Genomic DNA, 21438 nt, shown 5'->3' with positions numbered 1-21438 from the left:
AGGCGCCGATTCAGACTGCTCGGCCAAGGAGGATGAGATGAGCGAGACGGATGTCCTTGTTGATCGGTTGATCAGCATCGCCGGAGGCGATCATGTACTCACCGATGAGGCAGCCACCCGGCCCTACTGCACCGGCTACCGATCGGGCAGCGGCGAGGTCGTCGCGGTGGTCCATCCGGGAACGCTGGTCGAGCTCTGGCAGTGTACGCGCGCCGCGGTCGAGGCCGGCGCCGTCATCGTGCCGCAGGCGGCCAACACCGGGCTGACCGAGGGCTCAACACCGAAAGGTCAATACGACCGCCCGGCGGTGGCGATCAATTCAATGCGCATCAAGGGCCTGCAGCTGATTGGTGATGCCCGACAGGCGATCGCCCTGCCCGGTGCAACCCTCTTCGAGCTGACCCAGGCGCTGGCGCCGTACGGCCGCGAACCGCACTCGGTGATCGGCTCCACCTCGCTCGGTGCCAGCGTGGTGGGCGGGGTCTGCAACAACTCCGGCGGCGCACTCTGCCGACGCGGCCCGGCCTATACCGAACTTGCCATCTATGCCCGCGTCAACGAACAGGGCGAGCTCGAGCTGATCAATGAACTTGGCATCGACCTGGGCGCCACACCCGAAGAAATCCTCGAGCGCCTCGAGCGCGGCGACTACCGGCCCGAGGACATCGACTGGCATGCCGGCAAGGCGAGCGATGACGGCTACCCGGAGATCATCCGCGGCGCCGATGAACCCGGCGCCGCGCGGTACAACAACGATCCGCGCCTTCTCTACGGCGTCTCCGGCAGCGCCGGCAAGGTCATGGTCTTCGCCGTGCGGCTGGATACCTTCGAGCAGGAATCCGACGTGCGCACCTACTACATCGGCAGCAACGATACCGGGCAGATGGCCGAATTCCGGGCCCGCTTCCTGCGTGAGGCGACGAAGCTGCCCATCACCGCAGAGTACCTGCATCGCGAGCTGTTCGATGTCGCCCGACGCTACGGCAAGGACAGCTTCCTGATCATCAAGTATCTGGGGACGGCACGGCTGCCGAAGGCATTCGCGCTGAAAAACCGCGTTGATGGCCTCTTCCGCCGGCTTCCGCTGGTCCCGGCGCCGTTCACCGATCACGTCCTCCAGCGCCTCTCCCGTCTGGCGCCGGACCCGCTCCCGGCACGGGTCGTGGAATGGCGCGATCGCTTCGAACATCACCTGATCCTGAGGGTCAACGGGGACATGGTCGAGGAGACCGAGGCGTTCCTGAACGATTGCTTCCCGGACGCCTGGTTCCGCTGCACGCCGGACGAGGCCGAACGGGCCATGCTGCACCGCTTCGCCGCCGCCGGGGCGGGTGTCCGCTACCAGATCATTCACGACGCCGAGGTCGAGGACATCCTCGCCCTGGACATCGCCCTGGCGCGCAATGATCGCGACTGGTTCGAGACGCTGCCGAAATCAATCACCGATGACCTGGTCCATCGGCTGTACTACGGGCACTTCTTCTGCAACGTGTTCCACCAGGACTACGTCTTCCGCAAGGGTGCCGATGTCGCGGCGCATAAGGCGAAAATGCTGGAGATCCTGGACGCCCGCGGCGCGGAATACCCGGCGGAGCACAACGTCGGCCACTTGTACCCCGCGAAAGAGCCGCTAGCGGACTTCTATCGCCGGCTTGATCCGACCAACACCTTCAACCCGGGTGTCGGGAAGCTCCCGCGTGGTGCGCATTATGCCGACGTCTCCTGAGCGGGCCTGACGGGCCAGACAGGCGGACGGGAGGTCAGCGACCCGCTCTGCGATCTCCCCGGTGAACGCATGCAGTGCATCACGGTAGCCCGTACGCCCGGAGGGCCGGTCCGCATCGGAGGTCATCACCACCGTCATCGCCAGATCGGGGATGACGTAGAGCATCTGCCCGCCATAGCCCCAGCCGTAGTAGCCCGGGTAGCCCGCAAACTCCCGGATGAACCAGCCATAACCATAGCCATCATTGGTCCAGCGGGAACGGCCGCGGATCCGCCAGCTCTGCGCCACCCAGCCCTCGGGCAGCAACCGCTCGCCAGCGGCCGTCATACCGTCACGCCGATAGAGTTCGCCCAGCGCCAGCAACGCGGCCGGCCGCATCGCCACCTGATTGCCGCCAAAGGCGATGCCCTGCGGGTCGGTCATCCAGTCAGCGACCTCGACACCGGCGGGCCCGAGCCAGCGGTTGGCCAGCGTATAGGTGCTCTCGCCGGTCCGCCGCTGGAGAATGGCCGAGAGCAGATGGCTGTTGCCGGTGGAATACCGCATCTCACCACCCGGCTTCCCTTCCATGGGCCGTGCCAGCGCGGCCTCCACCCAGTTTTCGCTGGCCACCCAGGCCCCGTAGTACTCGCCGGAGGTCCGCTCGAGGCCGGCCTGCATCGACAGCAGATGGGCCAACGTGACCTGCTCAAGCGCAGGGGCCGGCTCTGGCGGGAGCGCATCGGGCAGCGCCTCAACCACCCGCTCGTCCACATCGCGGATCACATCGCGCTCGATGGCGGCCCCGACGACGGCGGCGATCAGCGTCTTGGAGGCGGATTTGACGTTAGTGGCGGCCTGCGGCGACACGCCACGGAACCCCCTCGCCACCATCGGCTCGCCGTCCACAGCCACATGCAAGGTGCGCAGCGTGTCGAATCGATCACCGGAGGCGGCCACCGCCTCAAGTCGCTCTTCGGGGATCTGGCAGTCGAGCGCAGTGGCGGCGCCGGGTAGTGCCAACGCCATGGCCAGTGCAACGATGCCGAGGCGAATCAAGCGCTGCATGACCGGCCGCGCAGGCGCCAGGCCGCCCAGCGGTTATAGGCCCGGTTGGCCAGTGCAAAGACGCCCGGCAGGCTCAGCAGCCCCGCCAGCAGCCGAAACCCGCCACCGGCCATGCGCCAGTAGACAAGCGAGGCGGGCAGGCCCACCTGCATGCGCTCGCCATCATGCAGATGGATGCGCTCCATCATCGCGGCGAACGTATAGCCCGCCGGCGGCTCGAAGGCCGGCGCGCTGATATCCACCAGCTCGAGTTCCGGCTCGAGGCGGCCGCGCAGGTGCTCGATCTCGCGGCGGCACATCCCGCAACTGCCATCGTAGTAGAGTCGTTTCGTCGCCATCAAAGGTATGGTGACATGGACGGGCTCTCGAGAGGTATCCGCATGACCCATCAGCGTCTCAACCGCCTACTCTCGCTGACGGCTCTTGTAATGCTGCTGGCCGGCTGCAGCACCGCCCCCTCGCCGACGCCACCCGCCGTTTCAGCGAGCCCGGCGGCGAGCGAGCAGGTCCTGCCGCCACTCCCGGATGGCCGGCGCTATATCGTTGACCCCGCCGCCTCGCATCTGCGGATCATCCTGGGCGCTGAAGGGCCACTCGCCGCGCTCGGCCATCCCCACGTCATCGGCGGGCCGGTGATCGGTGGCACGGTGGTGGTCGCGGACCGCTGGCAGGACTCCGCCTTCCGCCTTGAAGTGCCGGTGGCCGAACTGGCGGTGGACCGGGCGGCATGGCGTGCCGCCGAGGGGCTCGAGCCGGATGTTCCGGAGAGTGCCATCCGCGCCACCCGGCAGAACATGCTCGGCGAGTCCCAGCTCGATGCCGCCTCGCATCCGCTCATCCGACTCTCGAGTCTCGAGATCACCGGCCCCGAGTGGCAGCCGGATGTGCGCTTTCGCGTGACCATCGCCGGCGAGACGTCGGTTCACACCGTACCCGTTGCGCTGGACCGGGATGACAGCGAGCTCACCGCCACCGGCGCACTGCGCACGCGCTTCAGCGAGCTGGGCCTTGTCCCCTACTCTGCGCTGGGCGGCGGGCTGCGCGTCGCGGATGAACTGCGCATCCGCTTCCAGGTCAAAGCATTCACCGATGATTCGCCCTAACCGCGCCATTCAACGCTATCTCGCGGTCATCATTGTCAGCCTGACCGTGGTGGCCTGCAGCCGTGTCGAACTGGCCTACGAAAACGCGGACTGGGTCGGCGCCTGGCAGATCGGTGACTATCTCGACCTCACCGGCGAGCAGCGTGGCCGGCTGCGCGATGGGCTCGCCGCCTATCAGCAGTATCACCGCCAGAACCGCCTGCCTGATATCAATGCCTACCTGGATCGGGTGGAAACCGTGCTCGCCACGCCGGAACCAGAGAAGGCCGACGTGGACGCACTTTTCATCGACGGCGAGCAGCTCGTCCGGACCAACGTCACCGATGTGATACCGCTTGCCGCGGAGCTGCTGAGAGAACTGGACGCCGGGCAGATCGAGGCCCTCCAGACGACGCTGGCCGAGGGCCGGGAAACCTATACCGAGTGTCTGCTGGTCGACCAGGCGCAGCGCGCCATCGAGCGCACGCAGGACTGGGTCGGGCCGCTGGATACCAGCCAAAGGACCGAATTGACCGAGTGCGTGGCGGCAATGCCCGATGTCAGCGATCAATGGCAGGCCTGGCGCCGGCAGACAGAAGAGGATCTGATCACCCTGCTTCGCAACGACGCACCGCAGGCCGAGGTGGAGGACTTCCTCCAGGGCTGGCTGCTGGAAGATGCCGCACGTTCACCCGTGCTGCAGGACTACCGGCAGACCAGCCGCGCGCTCTGGCGACGCTGCACCCACCGGCTTCTGAGCACCCTCACCCCGGCGCAGCGCGCCCAGGCGCGGGAGCGGCTCGCCGGCTATCGTGGCGACCTGGAGACCGTGGCATCGCGCTAGAGACTCTGCATGGCCTGCCAGGAGGCCGCCGACGAGGCACAAGCGACCTATGGCCCCTATTGAGGTGGATATGACGGACACGACCCATTACCGATTCGATGATCTCAAGGCCGCCTGCGCCTAGGACTGGCAGGCCTACATCCAGCATGACTTCGTCGCGCAGCTCGCCGACGCCACGCTGCCCCGCGAGTCCTTTCAGCACTACCTCAAGCAGGACTATCTCTTCCTGATTCACTTCGCCCGTGCCTTCGCGCTTGCCGCTTACAAAAGCCGCACCCTCGCCGACCTGCGCCAGGCCCACGAGGGGCTGAAGGCCATCGTCGATCTCGAGCTGGGACTGCACGTGGAGTACTGCCAGGAATGGGGCATCCACGAGGCCGAGCTCGAAGCGCTGCCCGAGGCCCGCGCCACCATGGCCTACACCCGCTATGTGCTGGACACCGGCCATCGCGGCGACCTGCTGGATCTACACGTCGCCCTCGCCCCCTGCGTCATCGGCTATGGCGAGGTCGCCAACTGGATCAACCAGCGTCCCAGCACCGTGCGTGGCGCGGACAACCCCTACGAGGCCTGGATCGCCATGTACGCGAGCACCGAGTTCCAGGACGCCATGCGGGCCGAGCAGGAATGGCTCGACGCCCGGCTGGGCGAGGTCACCCCCGCGCGTTTCCAGGAACTGGTCACGGTCTTCCGTGACGCCACCCGGCTCGAGATCGACTTCTGGGCGATGGGCCTGGAACGCCGGGCGTAGTCACCCTACGATCAGACGCGCTCGATCAATGCCGCAATGCCCTGACCGCCGCCAATACACATACTGATGACGCCGTACCGGCCTCCGGTTCGCTGGAGTTCGGCGAGGGCCTTGACGGTCAGGTTGGCACCGGTCGCACCGATCGGATGACCGAGCGAGACGCCGCTGCCGTTCGGGTTGACACGCACCGGATCGAGCTCGAGATCCTTCACGACGGCCAGTGCCTGCGCCGCAAACGCCTCGTTGATCTCCCAGACATCGATGTCGTCGGCATTGACGCCGGTCTGCTCGAGCAATTGGGAAATCGCCGGCACCGGGCCAATGCCCATGTACTTGGGATCCACCGCAGCGAGGGATGAACCGACCAGACGCGCCAACGGCGTGATCCCGGACTGCTCGGCAGCCCTCGCTGACATCATCGTGACGGCCGCCGCACCGTCGTTGATGGACGAGGCATTGCCGGCGGTGACCGTACCGCCCTCACGCTTGAACACCGGACGCATCGCGCCCAGCCGCTCGGCGGTGACATCGGCGCGCGGCCCCTCATCGGTATCGAAGACGACCTCTCCCTTGCGCGTTTTGATCGACACCGGGACGATCTGCTCAATAAAGCGACCGGCCTCGATCGCCGCCACCGCCCGTTGGTGCGACGCCAGCGCCAGCGCATCCTGTTCTTCGCGCGAAATGCCCCACTTCTCGGCGACATTCTCGGCGGTGATCCCCATGTGGCACCGGTCGAACGGATCGGTCAGCGCGCCCACCATGGCATCCACCATGCCGCCGTCGCCCATGCGCTGCCCCCAACGGGCGGTCGGCAACCAGTAGGGCGCCCGCGACATGCACTCCGCACCACCGCCCACTACGGCCTCCGCCTCACCCAGGCGAATGTAGGACGCGGCCGTTACAATGGCCTGCAGGCCACTGCCGCAGAGCCGGTTCAATGTCAGCGCACAGGCGCTGTCAGGCAACCCACCCTCGATTGCGGCAACGCGGCTCAGGTACATATCTCGTGGTTCGGTGTGGATGACGTTACCGAAAACCACCTGACTGACCTGGTCGGGCGCGACACCCGCACGCTTGACCGACTCGCCCAACACCGTGGCCGCGAGCTGCGTCGGCGGTACATCCTTGAGACCACCACCGAATTCGCCGATGGGGGTCCGTGCCCCACCAACAATCACGACATCCTGCTGTCCCGTCATCGTCTCTCTCCTCTCTCGTCGTTATTTTGCTGATTCTATGCAGACTAGCGCAGTGAGCCGCAAATGGCCTCTGCGGCATTGGCACCGGATAAAAGGGCACTCTCATAACTGCCCATGCGCGCATCAGTGGCGACGTAATCCCCGCAGAAGGCGACGCGGGCGTCCGGGCAGACGGCCAGGGATCGCGGCAGTGGTTCGCCGAGCGGGAAGGCATTGCCCCAGCGATGCAACAGCGGGCCGAAAGCATAGGCGCTCGGTTCGACCGCCGGCATGGACGGAATCCCTGTAAGTGCCGAGAGCAGATCCTCAATGATCACCGCTTCCCGATCGGCGCTGGATGCGGCATTGCCCACCCTGGCCGCGCTCGAGGAGGCGCCATGGACCCCGGCGTTTTCACGGGCGTATTCGCTGGTGGAGTAAAGGACCACCGAGCAACTCCCCTCCCCCGTCGGCTGAACCGACAGCCTGGCGATCCTGGTGTCTCCCTCCACAACCCCATCGTTGAGGCCCATCGCGAGCCATGGCTCCGCCGCCTCCCCCGTCAGGTAGAAAAACACCGTCAGAACGGGGGCCACGCCCTGCCCGGCGATCACCGCCAATGCCTTGTCCAGCGTGGAATCGTCCACCGACTGGGCCGCGGACACCAAGGGCGGCTCGCCACCGAAGGTCTGCGACCATCGCGGATGCGCCACGCCACTGCCGGCGACGACCAGCCAATCGGCCCGGTCAATGGTCTCACCGTGTTTATCGCTCAGCCGCCATGGGCCCTTGTCTGTCGGCTCACGGGTGAGCCCCCGCACCATGCTGGTGAACCGGGTCTCTATGGGGGCGAGCACACCACCGGCGTCATCCCGCAGCAAGCCCTCGGCGATCTGGGCCATCTCGCCACCCGCGCCGGTGACAAGCGATACCCCCTCTGGCTTTGCGAGCGGGTGCATCCTGCCGGTCTGCGCGTCAATCCGCACACGTTCACCGGTGTAGGCTTCGGCTGCCCCGTCCAGCGCAGCAATCAGCGCCTGACCCTGAGCGGTGGTGATATCCGCATAGGGGGCGCCGTGGTTCACCCGAAAGCCAAGCAGCGATCGGGACTTGCGAGTGGCCGCCCGACCGCCCGGGCCGCGGCCGATTTCGTGGATGGCGATACGCCCCAACCGAGCCGGCAAGGAGAGTGCGAGCTGACGCGCGGCCGATGCGCCCGCCACGCCGCTGCCGATGATGGCGATGTCGAGAGGCGCCTCGGCGCCGGAATGCGTCGTGGAGTCCGTCATAGTGGCCTCAGCATCCGCTCACGTTCGCTTGCGCTCAAGTGCCGCGGATTCAGTCACAGACCAGTCCGCCATCGACAATCAACGTCTGCCCGGTTACCGCTCGAGCCCAGGGTGAGGCGAAGAACAGCACCGCATCGGCCAGTTCTTCCGGTGTGGTCACATGGCCCAATGGGGTCTGGCTGGCGATCAGGTCGAAGACCGCCTCCGGGGTGGCGGCGCTGGCATCCGTGGTGCGCAACAGCCCACCGGCGACCATATTCACGGTAACGCCGCGGGGGCCGAGCTCGCGCGCGGCGGTACGTGTCATCGCCATTAAGGCGGCCTTGGCCGCCGTGTAGTCATGATACGGCACCACCGGGTTGTGAAAGAGATTGGTGCCCACGGTAATGACACGACCACCCTGGTGAGTCGTAAAATGCTCATCAAGGGCACGCAGCGCGTTAATCAAGCCACCCACGGCCACCTCCCCCTGCGCCGCGACATCCGACCACTGCAGCGTATCGAGGTGCTTCCGGGCCTCGCCGTTAAAGCGGAAATTCGCCAGCGCGTTGTGCACCAGCGTGGTGGGTGGTCCAAGCTCATCGGCAACTCGGGCCACCAGTTCCTGGACCGCCTGCGCATCGCTGACATCCGCCTGGTAGACAGCGGCTTGAGGGCCAATCGACGCAGCCAGTGCCTCAGCATGATTACGACTATGGCGATAATTGATGGCCACGCGGGCGCCTTCGCGCGCAAACGCCGTGGCAATGGCAGCGCCAAGTCCTCGGCCCGCTCCGGTAATCAGGACCGTCTGTTCACCGATCGGATGATTCACTGATGCCTCTCCCGCTCACTTAGCTGAATGTACCAGCACCCATGCACCCAGACATGGCGCTGAAAGTCTTTCGGGATGGACCACGCCGTGCGGTCTTCGATGCTGAACTGCTCATGCAGCACCGGGTCGAGCTTGAAGCCTTTGCGGTTGGTGGAAAAGATCATCAGGCCGTCCTCACTCAGACACGCGGCCGCCGCCTGGATCAGCGCCACATGATCGCGCTGGATGTCCAGACTGCCGGCCATGCGCTTTGAGCTGGAAAAACTCGGTGGGTCCAGAAAGATCAGGTCGTACCGCCGATCACAGCCCTTCAGCCATGCCATCACATCTTCCTGGACCAGCGCATGCACGGGGCTGTTGAGCTGATTGCGATGCAGATTGCGCTGCAACCAGCCGAGGTAGGTTTTTGATAGATCCACGCTGGTGGTGCTGGCCGCGCCCCCCAGGCCCGCATGCACGGTGGCGGCACCGGTGTAGGCATACAGGTTCAGAAAATGCTTACCCCGAGCGTTCTCACCAATCCACTGCCGCACCGGCCGGTGATCCAGAAACAGGCCCGTGTCCAGATGATCGGTGAGGTTGACCAGCAAGCGGCAGGGCCCTTCCTGCACCTCCAGATACTGGCCTTGTTCCGCGAGGCGCTGATACTGATGCTCGCCACGCTGGCGCTGGCGGACTTTGTACACCAGTTTTGAAGGGTCCGTGCCGAGTGCGCCGGGCAACACACTCAAAGCGGCGCGCAAGCGGGCCTGCGCCTTGCCGGCATCGACCGTGGCGGGGGCGGCATACTCCTGGACGTGCAGCCACCGGGCATCCTGGCTGTTGTACACATCCACGGCCAGCGCGTACTCCGGGATGTCGGCGTCGTACACCCGATAGGCGTGTATGGCCTCACGCGCCAGCCATTTCTTTAACTGCCGTTGGTTTTTGTGCAGGCGGTTGACCAGGTCCTGGGCGGGGGTTGCCTCCCCGCCACCGGCCTGCAGCTCAAATCGCTCAAGGCGGCACTCAATGGGCCCATTGAAGACCTGCCAGCTGCGCTCGGGTTTCAATCCCAGCGCACAGCCCGAGCCGTTCAGCACCATCGCGCGCCAGCCCGCAAACCGCGTCTTCAGGGTCTGGCCCAGGCTCAGGTACAACGGCACCAGCTCATGTTGCTCGGCCAGGCGCTGGCCATAGGGTGGGTTGGTGATGACCAGACCGCGCGGCCGATCGGCCGGTCGCTGCAGTTGAGACAACCCGGCGCACTCCACCGGCACGCAATCGGCCAGACCCACTCGACGCAGGTGATCGCGGCTGGCGGCGACCGCCTCCTCATCCTGATCAAACCCCAGGATCGTCGGTGGCTTTTCAGCACCGCGCGCCTGACGCTCCAGCGCCTCGTCGATGAGGGGTTTCCACAGGGCGTCGTCGTGGCCCCGCCAGTGATGAAAGCCAAAGCGTGTACGCAAGAGCCCTGGCGCCGTGTCGGTGGCCATCCACACCGCCTCGATCAACAGCGTGCCCGAGCCACACATGGGGTCAATCAACGCCCCGCCCTGGGCCGCCAGTGTGGGCCAGTCGCCACGCAGCAGCATGGCGGCCGCCAGGTTCTCCTTTAACGGTGCGCTGCGGCCCTGGCGCCGATAGCCACGCTGATGCAGGCTCTCGCCCGACAGATCAATCGCCACCGTCACCGCCGCTTCCATCATGTGGACGTTCACCCGCACATCGGGTTGATCGGTATCCACTGACGGCCGCGCACCACTGGCATCACGCAGCTGATCGACCACGGCATCCTTGACGCGCTGCTGGGCGAAGCGACCATGGGCAATGCGCGCCCGCACCCCGGTAAAGTCCACCGCCAGGGTGTTGTCCACGCCCAGATGCGCCGACCAGTCGATGCCCTGCACGCCGTCATACAAGGCCTGTTCGTCCTCTGCCTCAAAGCGTGCGATGGGCAGGAGGATGCGGTTGGCGAGCCGTGACCACAAACACGCGCGGTAGGCGGCGGCCAGCGATTCGCTAAAGCTGACCCCGCCACGCCGCACCCGCGCGCTGGCCAGGCCGAGGCCGCGCAACTCCGCGGCCAGCAGCTCTTCGAAGCCGCGCGGAGCGGTGGCGAAAAAGTCAGTCATTGGGGGTGTGGGCTCAGTGAGTTATTCAGCATCGTAAAGCTGTTCACGCGTCCAGTCGCGCTCTGAGGATTCTTCGTCATCTATCTTGATCGACATGGATTTCTCTCGAGCCCGCTGCCGTTCGGTAGCCTCCTCAAACAGCCGCAAACGCTCCGCCGGTGAACAGGCGTCGTGATGCTGGAGCTCCCGAATACCCTGCAAAATTTCATCGCTTACTTTTTGCTTACTCATTTTTCAGTGCCTCTTTAATCGCAACGCCGGTAGCTGGGCCTCGATTGCCGCTCGCATCGGTTCATGCGCGTCGGTGAGCTTAAGCGCCTCGCCCAGGGACTCGGCGGGCTCATCCACGGCAAAGCCCGGGTCATCGGTGGCGATCTCAAAGAGCATGCCGCCGGGCTCGCGGAAATAGACGGATTTGAAATAGAACCGGTCCACCTCACCGGACGACGGCAGACGCGTGGCCTGCACGCGCTCGAGCATCTCTAGCAGTGCCGAGTGATCCGACACACGGAACGCGATGTGGTGCACCGTGCCATAGCCTGGCTGGCCGGGCGCCGCATCGTTGAATAAATACAGCTGATCTCCAGTGCCACCCTCCGGAGCGTGAAACCAGCGGCCGTCGGTATCGGCTGCGCCCTCGGTATACCCGAGTAATTCAGTCAGCACCCGCGCGGTGGAATCCGGCCGGTGACTGGAGAGCGTCATCCCGGCAAACCGCTGGATTGCCATGCCGGCGGCCAGACCCGGCGCCTGCCAGATGTCTGAGTCTGGCGCGCCGGGAGCGCCTTCCGCCGTGCCCTGCCCCACCAGCGCCAGTGGCAGGCCATCGGGGTCGGTGAAATGCAGGGAGGGCGCTCCCTCTGCCACTGATCCCGTCCGGGGCTGAATGCCGGCCTGTGTCAGGCGCGCCTGCCAGTCCGGCAATGATTCCGCCGGCACCGTAAACCGCGTCTCCAACGGCTGTCCTCGGCCCGGTTGCCCGGCCCGCACACCGCGGAATGGGAAAAACGTCATCGCCGTTCCGGGTCGGCCCAGGGCATCGCCGTAGTAGAGGTGATAGGTGAACGGATCGTCCTGATTAACGGTCTTTTTCACCAGCCGCAGGCCGAGGACGCCGGCGTAGAAGTCGAGATTCCGCTGCGGGTCGGCGGCCACGGCGGTGATGTGGTGAAGGCCTTTGACGGGAATCATTCAGAAAGAGTAGCAGACTGCGCGATCAACCCCGCGTCGTCCCGGGCAAGCAGGTGCATGACCAGCCGCACCATCAGGTCCTTCGCCTTCGGATCGCTCTCGGCAATCAGCAGGGTCAGTGCCGTCAGGCCGTTTTCATCGAACGTCAGCGGCATGCCTTCCTGGCGCAAGTACAGGAGAAACAGGAAGGCGCCCGATGTCGCCCACCAGCTCCTGGCGCACCAACGTTTCGCCCAGCAGATGGACGGCCTGCTCCAGCTCGGTCAGACCGCGTTGCGCCAGCCGATGCTCATTAAGGCTGTAGCCCTGCGTGAGATGCTGGCGAAGGACGCGGGTGGCCCACTGCCGGAAGCGAGTGGCGCGCATGGAGCTAACCCGATAGCCCACCGAGATGATGGCGTCGAGGTTGTAGTGTTTGAGGCGGCGCTTGACCTGCCGAGAGCCTTCCTGACGAACCACCGAGAAATCCTCGGTAGTTGCCCCTTCATCCAACTCCCCGACTTTATAAATATTCTTCAAGTGCAGCCCGATATTGTCCGTCGAGGTGTCGAACAGAGCCGCCATCTGCGACTGGCTGAGCCAAACGGTCTCCCCTTCCAGCCGCACTTCCACCTGCTGGGCATCGTCTTCGAAGATGATCAGATCGCTCATCGTGCAGCCCCTGGGCCGGCCTGGGATGTATCCGCTTCCGCGCTGCCAATCTCCTCAGGGGAGAGCTTGACCGCCCTGCCGTCGCGCCAGACCACTGCATACTGTCCCAGTCGACGCTTACGCTCCAGGGCGTCAGCTACCGCCTGCCCCAAGGCGGTGAGTGCGTTCAATTCATCATCCTGTACGGGATCCATCGGTGAAACCATCCTTGGCTGGTGTGCCTAGTACCGTATCGTTATCACACCTCTGCGTAGCAGACCGCGCAAAGGGTCCCGGGCGAGGCGTTTAACGACCGGATCATTGATTTTAGACCACTGCAGGGTCGAGAACAGATCCCAACCAGGAGGGTTTATGCAACTCGACATCACGGATGCCAAAGCACGACTTACTGATCTCGTCCGCAGGGCCGAGGCTGGTGAAGATATCGTGTTGACCCGGCACGGGCATGCCGTTGCCCGACTGGTTGCAATGCGCCCTCGCACTTTGGGCGCAGGCAGAGCGGTGCGAATCGCCGCTGTCCGCGCTCGGGCGGCGGCGAAAGCCCTGCCCGGCACCAGCGCCCGCCAAAGTCAGGACTTTCTCTACGACGAAGACGGCCTGCCGGAATGATGGCTTTTGACACCTCTAGCCCTGTGAAGCGATCAACCCCGCATCATCATTGGCTGGTTTGTTGACGCGTGTATCGACTCGCCAAGCATTGAGCTGAGCCGGGTCGAGTGCGCGGGTGACGGCCTTTACCTCGTCCCGGGTTTGATTGGCCGGATCCAACCAATCCTGCAGGCAGGTCTGATCCAGCACCACCGGCATGCGCGGGTGGATATGGGCGATGCCCTGCGCGGCGGGCTGCGTGATGATGGCAAAGCTGCCCGCACTGTCCTCTCGCGGCGGGTCGTAGAGCCCGGCGAAAAACATCAGCGGCTGAGCCGTGGTGACGTAATACGGCGTCTTCGCACCATCGTGCTTCTGCCACTCATACCAGCCCGTCGCGGGCACCACACAGCGGTAACGGGCAAAGGCATCACGAAAGAATGGCGAGGCCGCCACCTTCTCGGCCCGGGCATTGATGGGCTGCGGCGCATCCTGGCCCGCCCACACCGGGCGATACCCCCACCCCAGCTGCTCCAGCACCACACCGCCTTCACCAGCGGCATGCGCCACCCACTGCCGCGTGCCCGGGGGGATGTTAAACGATGACGTGACCTCCGGCGCCTGGGAGATACCAAGGGCCTGGGCGATTTCAGTGCCTGAGGCGTTCAGGACGTAGCGGCCGCACATGGGGAGGCGTTACCGACAATGCTCATTTCGGATCCTTATCGTCCGTGAAGAACTAAAGATGAGAAGCGTTCACCATGACCCGAGGACCTCGTCCACCCAGGCGGGCACCACCTCGCTGGCCGGACCCTCGATGACACGGTCGAAGGCATCGCTTGCTTCGCTGCGGGCCAAATTGATTTCCACCGTGTGCGCATCCAGTTGGCTGGCCACCTCCACGAACCCAGCGGCGGGATATACCGTCCCCGAGGTCCCGATGACCACCAGCTGCGTGGCGCGTCGCAGTGCCTGCTCGATTTCGTCGAGGTGATAGGGCATCTCGCCAAACCAGACCACATCGGGACGACAGGTGCTCTGCCCGCATGCCGGGCACGCCGTCTGGGTTGATAGCTGTGGCGGCGATGGCCAGCGGTGCGCGCAGGCAGCACAGACGGCCCGGTCAACCCGGCCATGCATGGCGTAGATCCGACGGCTGCCCGCGCGCTCATGCAGACCGTCGATGTTCTGGGTGATCAGCGTGACCCGGCCGAGCAGACGGCGCTCGAGTCGGGCCAGCGCCTCATGGGCGGCATTGGGTTGGGCAAGCGCGGCGTTCTCCCGGCGGGCATTGTAGAAGTCGTGGACCAGCGCCGGATTGCGAGCGAACCCCTCCGGCGCTGCGACGTCTTCGAGATCGTACTGGTCCCAGATTCCTCCGGAATCGCGAAAGGTTCCCAAGCCGCTCTCGGCGGACACCCCGGCACCGGTGAGAATGACGATGGATTCAGGCATGGAGCCCTAACCTGCCAGCCGCGCCAAAGGTTGCCTGATTAGCGCCTGCCAATCCGCATCTGGCGTTAGGTGGCACCAGGACAACCGCATTGCCCCTTCAATCCGATCTTCGGAGAAGCCCATGGCCTCGAGAACATGGCTCGGCGTGTACGACACTGACGTGCAGGCCGATCCATTGGAGATCGCAATCTTGCCCTTGCATGCCAACATGCCCGCTTCAGAGTCTACGCCCGGCACCGAACAGTTTAGGACATGCGGCATTACCAACGATTGATCGCCATTGAACTGAACACCAAGCGGTGCGAGCGCATGAACGATGCCTCGGCGAATCTCTTGGCAGCGGGCTGCTCGCTCCACTTTATCTTGAGCCGCTTGCTGAGCAGCCTCACCCAATCCAACGATCAGATGAACGGGCAAGGTACCCGGACGCAGTCCTCGCTCCTGTCCCCCGCCATGCATCAGCGGCTCCAGCGGGGGCCGGGCTCGACCGCGACGTCGTGCGATTAACGCGCCCACCCCCTTTGGACCAAAGATCTTATGAGCGCTCAGACTGATCAAGTCGACCCGTGGATGCTGTAGTGGGTCATCGAGCTTACCGAAGGTCTGGGCTGCATCCACGTGGAGATACGGTCCCTCCGGGTCAAGCTGTTCAGCAATCTCCTCAATAGGCTGGACGACACCCGTCTCGTTGTTCGCGTGCATAACAGAAACGACAAGCGTGTCACTGCGGATAGCGTCCTCCACAGCGGCGACAGAGACGGCCCCCGATGCGTCCACTGGGACTATCGTGACCTCAAATCCCTGTCGCTCGAGCTGCTCAAAAGGCTCTAAAACCGCCTTGTGCTCGATTGCTGTCGTGACCAAATGCGTCTTGCCCTCACGCCGCCCGTACTCCGCCAACCCACGGATCGCGAGGTTATTACTCTCCGTAGCCCCGCTCGTGAAGACGACATCCTGAGCGTCTGCCTTTGCCAGACTGGCGACGGAGCGCCGCGCTTCTTCGACTGACTGTTTTGCTCGGGCTCCGAACTCGTGGGTTCGGCTCCCCGCGTTACCGAACTCATCTTCCAGGAAGCGCAACATTGCTTCACGCACGACTGGGTCAAGCGGCGTTGTTGAATTGCAGTCCAGGTAAACCGTCAAGGCTAATCCTCCCTGTCCGACGAACGGAGTCGCTGAAGGTGTTTGCAGGTCTTGCATCCACACATTCAGCTTTTATCATACAAACATACATACAAACACGGGACCAACGCATGGATGCTTCTTTCGAGTACGTCTTCCCCTCCATACGTGGCGTGCAGGCCGGGCGTGAGTACTATGTGTCGATGTGCCCATTGCGGCTCATCCCAAAAATCTTCCTCTTCGACGAGGAGGAGCTTGTGCCAGAGCTACGGGCGCAGCGCACGCTCAACCACTCTCGCATCCCCGAGATGACACGTTACCTGCTGGAGAATCGGGAAGACTACGTGTTCTCCGCGCTCACGGCTTCCATCGATGGTGATGTGCGGTTTAACGCCGTCGGCGATGAGGGCGAAGCAAACCGTCTCGGGGCACTCCATGTCGACATGCAGAGCCGATTTATCGTCAATGATGGGCAGCATAGACGGAAGGCGGTCGAAGAGGCTCTAAAACAGGATCCAACACTCGCGGACGAGACCATCGCGGTGGTGTTTTTCCTGGACCGCAACCTCGAACGGTGCCAGCAGATGTTCGCTGACCTCAACCGCTATGCCGTCAAGCCAAGCCGGTCACTCGGGCTGCTATACGACCATCGGAACAACATGGCCAAAGTAGCCAAACACGTTGCCATGGAATCAGATGCCTTCAAAGACGTCGTCGAGATGGAAAAGACGACCTTGTCGGCTCGGTCACGGAAGCTCTTCACGCTGAGCGCTATCTATTCCGCCTGCAGCTCCCTTCAGGGCACGGAGAACGTTGACTCTGTTGAATCGGCGGCCGCTGCATGTCAGGCCTATTGGGACGAAATCGCCAAGTACATTCCGGAGTGGCACTACGTCCGGCAGTCGAAGATGTCTGCAGGAGAGGTCCGAAGGGACTTCATACACTCACACTCGATCGTCCTACAGGCACTTGGGACCGCGGGCCGCAAATTGCTGGCTGAGCACCCCAATGGTTGGCGAGAGCGCCTTAAGCCGCTCAAGGACGTCGACTGGGCCCGTAGTAATGGCTATCTCTGGGAAGGCAGAGCCATGATCGGCGGACGCGTCCAGAAGGGGTCTCACAACGTAACCCTGACCACCAACTTGATTAAGAACCGCTTCGGGCTCGACCTTTCCCCGGAGGAAGCCCGTGCCGAAGCCGCTTTCCAGCGAGGTGATTATGTCGACTGAACCTGTCTCTGCACTTCCCCGCAAGACGGCCTTTGAAGCCGGATTGCAGACCTCAATCGACGCGCTCAGCGAAGCGATCCGAGGGCTTTACCTCAGCGACGATATCCCATGGGTGATCGGTTATAGCGGTGGCAAGGACTCGACGGCCACCCTTCAAGTGGTATGGCACGCCATCGCCGAGCTTCCCAGCGAAAAACGCCAAAAACCGATCCATGTCATCAGTACAGACACTCTGGTTGAAAACCCGATTGTAGCTATGTGGGTGGAGAACTCGCTGCGCAAAGTCCGCACAGCGAGCGAAGATCAGGGCATGCCGATCCAGGCGCATCGGCTAACGCCGGACCCGAGTGATAGCTTCTGGGTCAATTTGATTGGCCGCGGCTATCCGGCACCGAGGCCGAAGTTCCGTTGGTGCACGAGCCGTCTCAAGATTAACCCGTCGAACCGTTTCATCAACGAAGTCGTTGAGTCAAACGGCGAAGCAATCCTTGTCTTGGGCACAAGGAAGGCAGAGAGCGCCGCTCGCGCCGCCAATATGGCGAAGTATGAAAAAGGTAGTACCCGGGAGATGCTCAGCCGCCACGGAGATCTCGATCGGAGCTGGGTATTCACCCCGATCGGCGAGTGGACGAACGATGACGTATGGCAGTACCTGATGCAGGTGAAAAATCCTTGGGGATACCGCAACAAAGACCTGCTTGGGATGTACCAAGGCGCGACGGAAGACGGCGAGTGCCCCCTGGTAGTCGACACGAGCACGCCAAGCTGCGGAGACAGCCGCTTCGGTTGCTATGTCTGCACGCTTGTCGAGCAGGACAAATCAATGGAAGCGATGATCCAGAACGACCACGAGAAGGAGTGGATGACACCTCTTATGGAGTTCCGGAACAAATATCTTGACACCAAGGAAGACCGGCAACATCGAGACTTCCGCAAGATGAACGGTTCACTCATGGTCCACAACGGACGACTCGTGCACGGACCTTATAAGCAGTACTACCGGGAGACTCTATTGAAGGCCCTGCTGCACTCCCAACAGGAAGTGCGAGAGGCTGCACATCGCGGGGAAGCCCCTGAAATGGTGAAAGACTTTGAGAGTATCTCGCTTGCTGAGCTCGAGGAAATCCGCAGGATCTGGGTGGTCGAGAAACATGAGATTGAGGACCGGCTACCTTCCCTTTACGAGGAAGCGACAGGCGAACCTTACGCTGGCAGAAATCTCGGCGAGGGTTCCGCCTTCTCCACCGAGGCCTTGGCACTGCTCAAGGAAGTTTGCACAGAACACGAGGACCCCGAGGGCCTTCGCTTCGAACTAATCCGCGAGCTTCTACACATTGAAGAACGCCATCGCACTATGGCGCGGCGCTCTGGCCTTTTTAAAGCCCTGGATAAAGCGATGGAGCGCGGCGCATTTACGACAGAAGCGGAGGCTGAGGCCTTCGCGTTGAGGCGCAAAGAGGCGCTTGACTCGGCTCGGGAACAGCTTGCAGGGAGCCATCCCGATTATTTCTCTGAGCTTGTTAACGAGATGCCTTAGAGCCTTTTATGTACTTCGAAGAACTCACACTCCACAACTTCGGTATCTATAGAGGACGGCACACGCTCGACCTCAGTGTAGAGCCAGACAAACCAATCGTCCTGATTGGTGCCCTGAATGGCGGCGGCAAGACTACCATCCTTGATGCTCTGCAATTGGCCCTGCACGGCAAATTCGCTCGATGCTCTAACCGAGGGACGCTTGGATATGATGCTTTCCTCAAAAGGGCAATTAATCGTTACTCCGATCCGGCAGAGGGCGCTGCAGTCGAACTCGAATTCACCCGTTATGCTGCAAACCGTCCTGAAACGATCCGCATAATGCGGACCTGGCGACAGGCAGGTGATGGGATAAAAGAACAATTTGAAGTGACGAGGGATGGCAAGCTCGACCCCGTTTACTCTGAAAATTGGTATGAACACGTCGACGAGTTTATACCAACCAGGCTAGCCGAGTTGTTCTTTTTCGACGGAGAAAAGATCGAATATTTTGCTGACCCCAATAATGCATCAGAGCTTATACGCAGCGGATTAGATGCTCTACTCGGACTGGATACTGTCAACCAGCTTAAGAAGGATCTGGATGTAGTCGCTCAAAGACGTATAAAGTCAACGGGCAACAAGAACGCTAACGCGGACATCGATCAGGCCCGAGCGGAACTCACCCACTTAGAGGGGATGCGAGAACAGCTGACAAGACGGCGAGCAGTATCTCAAAAGGACCTCGATATAGTAAGCAAGGAGATCAACAAGCTCAGCGCTCACTTCCAATCCATCGGCGGCGATCTATATGAGCGGCAGTCTGAGCTCGAAGAGGAGAAGCAAGCGGCGGACACCGCAGTCGAGGCCTCATCGCAAGCACTTCGTGAGCTAGCGGCTGGAGGATTACCCTTGCTGCTGGTTGAACAGCAGCTAAGAGACTGCCAAGAACAGGCCGCCAAAGAGGAAGCGGCGCAACGCGATGGAGCAATACTGGATGTACTACAAGAGAGGGACGAGGCGCTAACTGCCTATCTGGAATCCATCAGCATCGATGAGGACACGCTCGCAGCCATTCAGGACTTTATTACCTCTGACAGAACCCGACGGGCTGAAGGCATAAACGCGGAGGTAACCATCGGCATACCCTATTCCGAACTCGCGAAGTATGATCAAGAGTACTTCGATCAGCTTCGAAATGCGGCCAGGGACGCACACGCCGCTCACGAAGCCGCAACGGAACGACAGACACGTGCGACGCGTACGCTCGCTGGGCTGCCGCAAACGGAAGACGTGCAACTCGTCAGCCGCGACCTGGCCGACAAAAAGGCCTCTCGCGAGAGCCTAATGGTAGAAATCGCGACCACAAAAGAGCAAATCGAGAAAGTCCAGCGAGAAATTGAGGAGATGGAGGGCAAGATCAGCAACTTAATGGGTGACAAGGCCCTGATCGATTTCGCGGATGAAACAGCACAGCGTATCCTCACCGAGCGAGAAGCCGCTCAAACCATATTAAGTCAATTTAATGACCGGCTCAGAGCTCAGCATATTAATCGACTAGAAACCCTTCTATTGGAAAGCTTAAAACTCTTATACCGGAAAGAGCGACTGGTTACGGGCGTGACAATTCACCCACGGACACTCGAGCTGACTCTCAAGGACCAGGAGGGGGGGCCGATAACACCGGACCGACTGTCCGCCGGCGAGCGCCAGTTACTAGCCGTCGGCCTCGTGTGGTCTATCGCCAAGGCTTCAACGAGCGCCTTACCCACGGTGATCGATACACCCCTGGGTCGGCTGGATAGCCTGCACCGGCGAACTCTCGTCGACAACTACTTCCCCATGGCAAGCCATCAGTCCCTGCTACTTTCCACGGACGAAGAGATCAACGGAGATCTATATGCCGCCCTAAGGACGAACACCTCAAAAGCCATCACAATACAGTACAGTGAGGAAAGGGCGACTTCACATATCGAAACCGGATACTTTGGAGCCTGATTGAGGAATGTCTGACATCATCCGCATTAGCGAACAGGGGAAGCGCCAATTAATTGGGCTGAAGCGCACTACAAAGATACAACAGTGGAACATTCTCTGCCGATGGGCCCTTTGCACCTCGTTAAAAGACAAATCACCTATCCATACCTTTGACCTCGGCCCGATGAGTAATGTGGAAATGACATGGGAGACTTTCTGTGGACCTCATCAAGCTTGTATCTATGCCTTAATAAAGAACCGCATGAATGCGACCCCCATCGCGCAAGAGTCAAGGAACGCAATAAGTCTATGTACTACACATATACACCGTGGTGTTTTCATGTTGTCGCATAGCAAGCCGACATTACCAAATCTCATGGCAATGCTCCCATATTTCTAACATAAAGAGCACAGCCTGGCCACCAAATTTCTCGAAGCCCGGATAATCGAAATGATATACCGATTCAGCAATTTATTAACCATCTTCATTCTCCAATACCAACGCCAATCCCTCAATAATACGATGGGAAATTATGCGTGTGCTTTCCCAGTCCCTCCAAAACCGCGGGGCCGTTTTTTCCGTATCGGAAATAACCTCCACCCTCCGAATTAATTGACTTGGCCTACTACCGAGATCACAGTGGACTTGATGTTCGACTGCTTTAAGTGCCGTTTTCTTTTGACTATCCTTGACATCACTCAGCTCCTCCGCACAAGAGAACGAGATGAACCGCAAAGGTTCCCACCAGTCAACATAATTAGTATCTATCGCAGAAAGCTTTTGTCTTAAGCTCCCACCCGGAGCGACGTGTGCGCCCCACCTCTGCGCCGGAAAGGACATCGTCTCCCCGATATATAT

General features: G+C 61.9%; 23 protein-coding genes. 9 read left to right on the top strand and 14 right to left on the bottom strand.

Features of this window, described 5'->3' with window-relative positions; genetic code table 11:
• Positions 1 to 37 precede the first annotated feature (37 nt).
• On the top strand, positions 38 to 1726 hold the full coding sequence (dld, locus tag V6X30_RS03215; RefSeq protein ID WP_367983202.1) for a D-lactate dehydrogenase: 1689 nt from the start codon (positions 38 to 40) through the stop codon (positions 1724 to 1726).
• On the opposite strand, the gene V6X30_RS03210 is transcribed toward dld, so the two are convergent.
• Both V6X30_RS03210 and V6X30_RS03205 read right to left on the bottom strand, forming a co-directional pair.
• Positions 1631 to 2773 carry a serine hydrolase domain-containing protein gene (locus V6X30_RS03210; protein ID WP_367983201.1) on the bottom strand — a complete coding sequence of 381 codons (1143 nt, stop codon included), beginning with the start codon at positions 2771 to 2773 and terminating at the stop codon, positions 1631 to 1633. The two genes, dld and V6X30_RS03210, sit on opposite strands and share 96 nt — an antisense overlap.
• Entirely contained in the window at positions 2761 to 3111 is a 351-nt protein-coding gene (locus V6X30_RS03205; RefSeq protein WP_367983200.1) for a thiol-disulfide oxidoreductase DCC family protein, read from the bottom strand. The genes V6X30_RS03210 and V6X30_RS03205 overlap by 13 nt, the downstream gene beginning before the upstream one ends.
• Positions 3112 to 3153: 42 nt before the next feature.
• Here V6X30_RS03205 and V6X30_RS03200 point away from each other — a divergent pair, with 42 nt between their 5' ends.
• The 3 genes from V6X30_RS03200 (at position 3154) to tenA (ending at position 5450) form a co-directional block, all read left to right on the top strand.
• Positions 3154 to 3876, top strand: a complete 723-nt coding sequence (locus tag V6X30_RS03200; RefSeq protein ID WP_367983199.1) for a YceI family protein — start codon at positions 3154 to 3156, stop codon at positions 3874 to 3876.
• Positions 3863 to 4699, top strand: a complete 837-nt coding sequence (locus tag V6X30_RS03195) for a DUF6279 family lipoprotein (protein ID WP_367983198.1) — start codon at positions 3863 to 3865, stop codon at positions 4697 to 4699. Before V6X30_RS03200 ends, V6X30_RS03195 begins: the two co-directional genes overlap by 14 nt.
• 139 nt (positions 4700 to 4838) lie before the next feature.
• A complete protein-coding gene (tenA, locus tag V6X30_RS03190) occupies positions 4839 to 5450 on the top strand; it encodes a thiaminase II (RefSeq protein WP_367984528.1) in 612 nt (203 codons plus the stop codon).
• An 11-nt stretch (positions 5451 to 5461) separates the two neighbouring features.
• On the opposite strand, the gene bktB is transcribed toward tenA, so the two are convergent.
• Genes bktB through V6X30_RS03145 form a run of 9 tightly spaced genes read right to left on the bottom strand, consistent with a single transcriptional unit; the run spans position 5462 to position 12887 of the window.
• Complete coding sequence (gene bktB / locus V6X30_RS03185; RefSeq protein WP_367983197.1) at positions 5462 to 6652, bottom strand: beta-ketothiolase BktB; 1191 nt, start codon at positions 6650 to 6652, stop codon at positions 5462 to 5464.
• A gap of 44 nt (positions 6653 to 6696) precedes the next feature.
• On the bottom strand, positions 6697 to 7920 hold the full coding sequence (locus V6X30_RS03180) for an NAD(P)-binding protein (protein ID WP_367983196.1): 1224 nt from the start codon (positions 7918 to 7920) through the stop codon (positions 6697 to 6699).
• 49 nt (positions 7921 to 7969) lie between these two features.
• Entirely contained in the window at positions 7970 to 8734 is a 765-nt protein-coding gene (locus V6X30_RS03175) for a 3-oxoacyl-ACP reductase (RefSeq protein WP_367983195.1), read from the bottom strand.
• Complete coding sequence (gene rlmKL, locus V6X30_RS03170) at positions 8731 to 10851, bottom strand: bifunctional 23S rRNA (guanine(2069)-N(7))-methyltransferase RlmK/23S rRNA (guanine(2445)-N(2))-methyltransferase RlmL (RefSeq protein ID WP_367983194.1); 2121 nt, start codon at positions 10849 to 10851, stop codon at positions 8731 to 8733. The genes V6X30_RS03175 and rlmKL overlap by 4 nt, the downstream gene beginning before the upstream one ends.
• Before the next feature lie 21 nt (positions 10852 to 10872).
• The gene (locus V6X30_RS03165) at positions 10873 to 11082 is read right to left on the bottom strand and encodes a hypothetical protein (RefSeq protein WP_367983192.1); all 210 of its coding nucleotides are present in this window, start codon (positions 11080 to 11082) and stop codon (positions 10873 to 10875) included.
• Positions 11083 to 11085: 3 nt separating this feature from the next.
• Positions 11086 to 12042: a ring-cleaving dioxygenase gene (locus V6X30_RS03160; protein WP_367983190.1), complete on the bottom strand. Its 957-nt coding sequence runs from the start codon at positions 12040 to 12042 to the stop codon at positions 11086 to 11088.
• Complete coding sequence (locus V6X30_RS03155) at positions 12039 to 12197, bottom strand: hypothetical protein (RefSeq protein WP_367983189.1); 159 nt, start codon at positions 12195 to 12197, stop codon at positions 12039 to 12041. Before V6X30_RS03155 ends, V6X30_RS03160 begins: the two co-directional genes overlap by 4 nt.
• A complete protein-coding gene (locus V6X30_RS03150; protein WP_367983188.1) occupies positions 12178 to 12693 on the bottom strand; it encodes a virulence RhuM family protein in 516 nt (171 codons plus the stop codon). Before V6X30_RS03150 ends, V6X30_RS03155 begins: the two co-directional genes overlap by 20 nt.
• Positions 12690 to 12887 (bottom strand): hypothetical protein, encoded by a 198-nt coding sequence (locus V6X30_RS03145; protein WP_367983187.1) that lies wholly within the window; start codon positions 12885 to 12887, stop codon positions 12690 to 12692. Before V6X30_RS03145 ends, V6X30_RS03150 begins: the two co-directional genes overlap by 4 nt.
• A 157-nt stretch (positions 12888 to 13044) precedes the next feature.
• On the opposite strand from V6X30_RS03145, the gene V6X30_RS03140 reads away from it, so the two are divergent.
• Entirely contained in the window at positions 13045 to 13302 is a 258-nt protein-coding gene (locus V6X30_RS03140; RefSeq protein ID WP_367983186.1) for a type II toxin-antitoxin system Phd/YefM family antitoxin, read from the top strand.
• A 15-nt stretch (positions 13303 to 13317) separates the two neighbouring features.
• On the opposite strand, the gene V6X30_RS03135 is transcribed toward V6X30_RS03140, so the two are convergent.
• The 3 genes from V6X30_RS03135 to dndA form a co-directional block, all read right to left on the bottom strand.
• Entirely contained in the window at positions 13318 to 13968 is a 651-nt protein-coding gene (locus tag V6X30_RS03135; protein WP_367983185.1) for an SOS response-associated peptidase, read from the bottom strand.
• 69 nt (positions 13969 to 14037) lie between these two features.
• The gene (locus V6X30_RS03130; protein WP_367983184.1) at positions 14038 to 14736 is read right to left on the bottom strand and encodes an NAD-dependent deacylase; all 699 of its coding nucleotides are present in this window, start codon (positions 14734 to 14736) and stop codon (positions 14038 to 14040) included.
• Positions 14737 to 14742: 6 nt separating this feature from the next.
• Positions 14743 to 15879 carry a cysteine desulfurase DndA gene (gene dndA / locus V6X30_RS03125; RefSeq protein ID WP_367983183.1) on the bottom strand — a complete coding sequence of 379 codons (1137 nt, stop codon included), beginning with the start codon at positions 15877 to 15879 and terminating at the stop codon, positions 14743 to 14745.
• Positions 15880 to 15989: 110 nt separating this feature from the next.
• Between dndA and dndB the strand changes: the two genes are divergently transcribed.
• From dndB to dndE, 4 genes are read left to right on the top strand one after another with little or no spacing between them, the layout of a single operon-like run.
• Positions 15990 to 17087, top strand: a complete 1098-nt coding sequence (dndB, locus tag V6X30_RS03120) for a DNA sulfur modification protein DndB (RefSeq protein WP_367983182.1) — start codon at positions 15990 to 15992, stop codon at positions 17085 to 17087.
• Entirely contained in the window at positions 17047 to 18624 is a 1578-nt protein-coding gene (gene dndC / locus V6X30_RS03115) for a DNA phosphorothioation system sulfurtransferase DndC (protein ID WP_367983181.1), read from the top strand. Before dndB ends, dndC begins: the two co-directional genes overlap by 41 nt.
• 8 nt (positions 18625 to 18632) lie before the next feature.
• Positions 18633 to 20600, top strand: a complete 1968-nt coding sequence (gene dndD / locus V6X30_RS03110) for a DNA sulfur modification protein DndD (protein WP_367983180.1) — start codon at positions 18633 to 18635, stop codon at positions 20598 to 20600.
• A 7-nt stretch (positions 20601 to 20607) separates the two neighbouring features.
• Complete coding sequence (gene dndE, locus V6X30_RS03105) at positions 20608 to 20979, top strand: DNA sulfur modification protein DndE (protein WP_367983178.1); 372 nt, start codon at positions 20608 to 20610, stop codon at positions 20977 to 20979.
• Positions 20980 to 21438: the final 459 nt, after the last annotated feature.

The sequence above is a fragment of the Spiribacter sp. 1M189 genome, from assembly GCF_040838345.1.
Lineage (GTDB): Bacteria > Pseudomonadota > Gammaproteobacteria > Nitrococcales > Nitrococcaceae > Spiribacter > Spiribacter insolitus.
Note: the sequence above shows the minus strand (reverse complement) of the source record. Positions and strands in the feature narration are given on the sequence as shown.

Coding starts and splice junctions, on each gene's coding strand:
- dld (WP_367983202.1), top strand. CDS start 38: ATGAGCGAGACGGATGTCCTTGTTGATCGGTTGATCAGCATCGCCGGA.
- V6X30_RS03210 (WP_367983201.1), bottom strand. CDS start 2,773: ATGCAGCGCTTGATTCGCCTCGGCATCGTTGCACTGGCCATGGCGTTG.
- V6X30_RS03205 (WP_367983200.1), bottom strand. CDS start 3,111: ATGGCGACGAAACGACTCTACTACGATGGCAGTTGCGGGATGTGCCGC.
- V6X30_RS03200 (WP_367983199.1), top strand. CDS start 3,154: ATGACCCATCAGCGTCTCAACCGCCTACTCTCGCTGACGGCTCTTGTA.
- V6X30_RS03195 (WP_367983198.1), top strand. CDS start 3,863: ATGATTCGCCCTAACCGCGCCATTCAACGCTATCTCGCGGTCATCATT.
- bktB (WP_367983197.1), bottom strand. CDS start 6,652: ATGACGGGACAGCAGGATGTCGTGATTGTTGGTGGGGCACGGACCCCC.
- V6X30_RS03180 (WP_367983196.1), bottom strand. CDS start 7,920: ATGACGGACTCCACGACGCATTCCGGCGCCGAGGCGCCTCTCGACATC.
- rlmKL (WP_367983194.1), bottom strand. CDS start 10,851: ATGACTGACTTTTTCGCCACCGCTCCGCGCGGCTTCGAAGAGCTGCTG.
- V6X30_RS03165 (WP_367983192.1), bottom strand. CDS start 11,082: ATGAGTAAGCAAAAAGTAAGCGATGAAATTTTGCAGGGTATTCGGGAG.
- V6X30_RS03160 (WP_367983190.1), bottom strand. CDS start 12,042: ATGATTCCCGTCAAAGGCCTTCACCACATCACCGCCGTGGCCGCCGAC.
- V6X30_RS03155 (WP_367983189.1), bottom strand. CDS start 12,197: ATGCCGCTGACGTTCGATGAAAACGGCCTGACGGCACTGACCCTGCTG.
- V6X30_RS03150 (WP_367983188.1), bottom strand. CDS start 12,693: ATGAGCGATCTGATCATCTTCGAAGACGATGCCCAGCAGGTGGAAGTG.
- V6X30_RS03145 (WP_367983187.1), bottom strand. CDS start 12,887: ATGGATCCCGTACAGGATGATGAATTGAACGCACTCACCGCCTTGGGG.
- V6X30_RS03140 (WP_367983186.1), top strand. CDS start 13,045: ATGCAACTCGACATCACGGATGCCAAAGCACGACTTACTGATCTCGTC.
- V6X30_RS03135 (WP_367983185.1), bottom strand. CDS start 13,968: ATGTGCGGCCGCTACGTCCTGAACGCCTCAGGCACTGAAATCGCCCAG.
- V6X30_RS03130 (WP_367983184.1), bottom strand. CDS start 14,736: ATGCCTGAATCCATCGTCATTCTCACCGGTGCCGGGGTGTCCGCCGAG.
- dndB (WP_367983182.1), top strand. CDS start 15,990: ATGGATGCTTCTTTCGAGTACGTCTTCCCCTCCATACGTGGCGTGCAG.
- dndD (WP_367983180.1), top strand. CDS start 18,633: ATGTACTTCGAAGAACTCACACTCCACAACTTCGGTATCTATAGAGGA.
- dndE (WP_367983178.1), top strand. CDS start 20,608: ATGTCTGACATCATCCGCATTAGCGAACAGGGGAAGCGCCAATTAATT.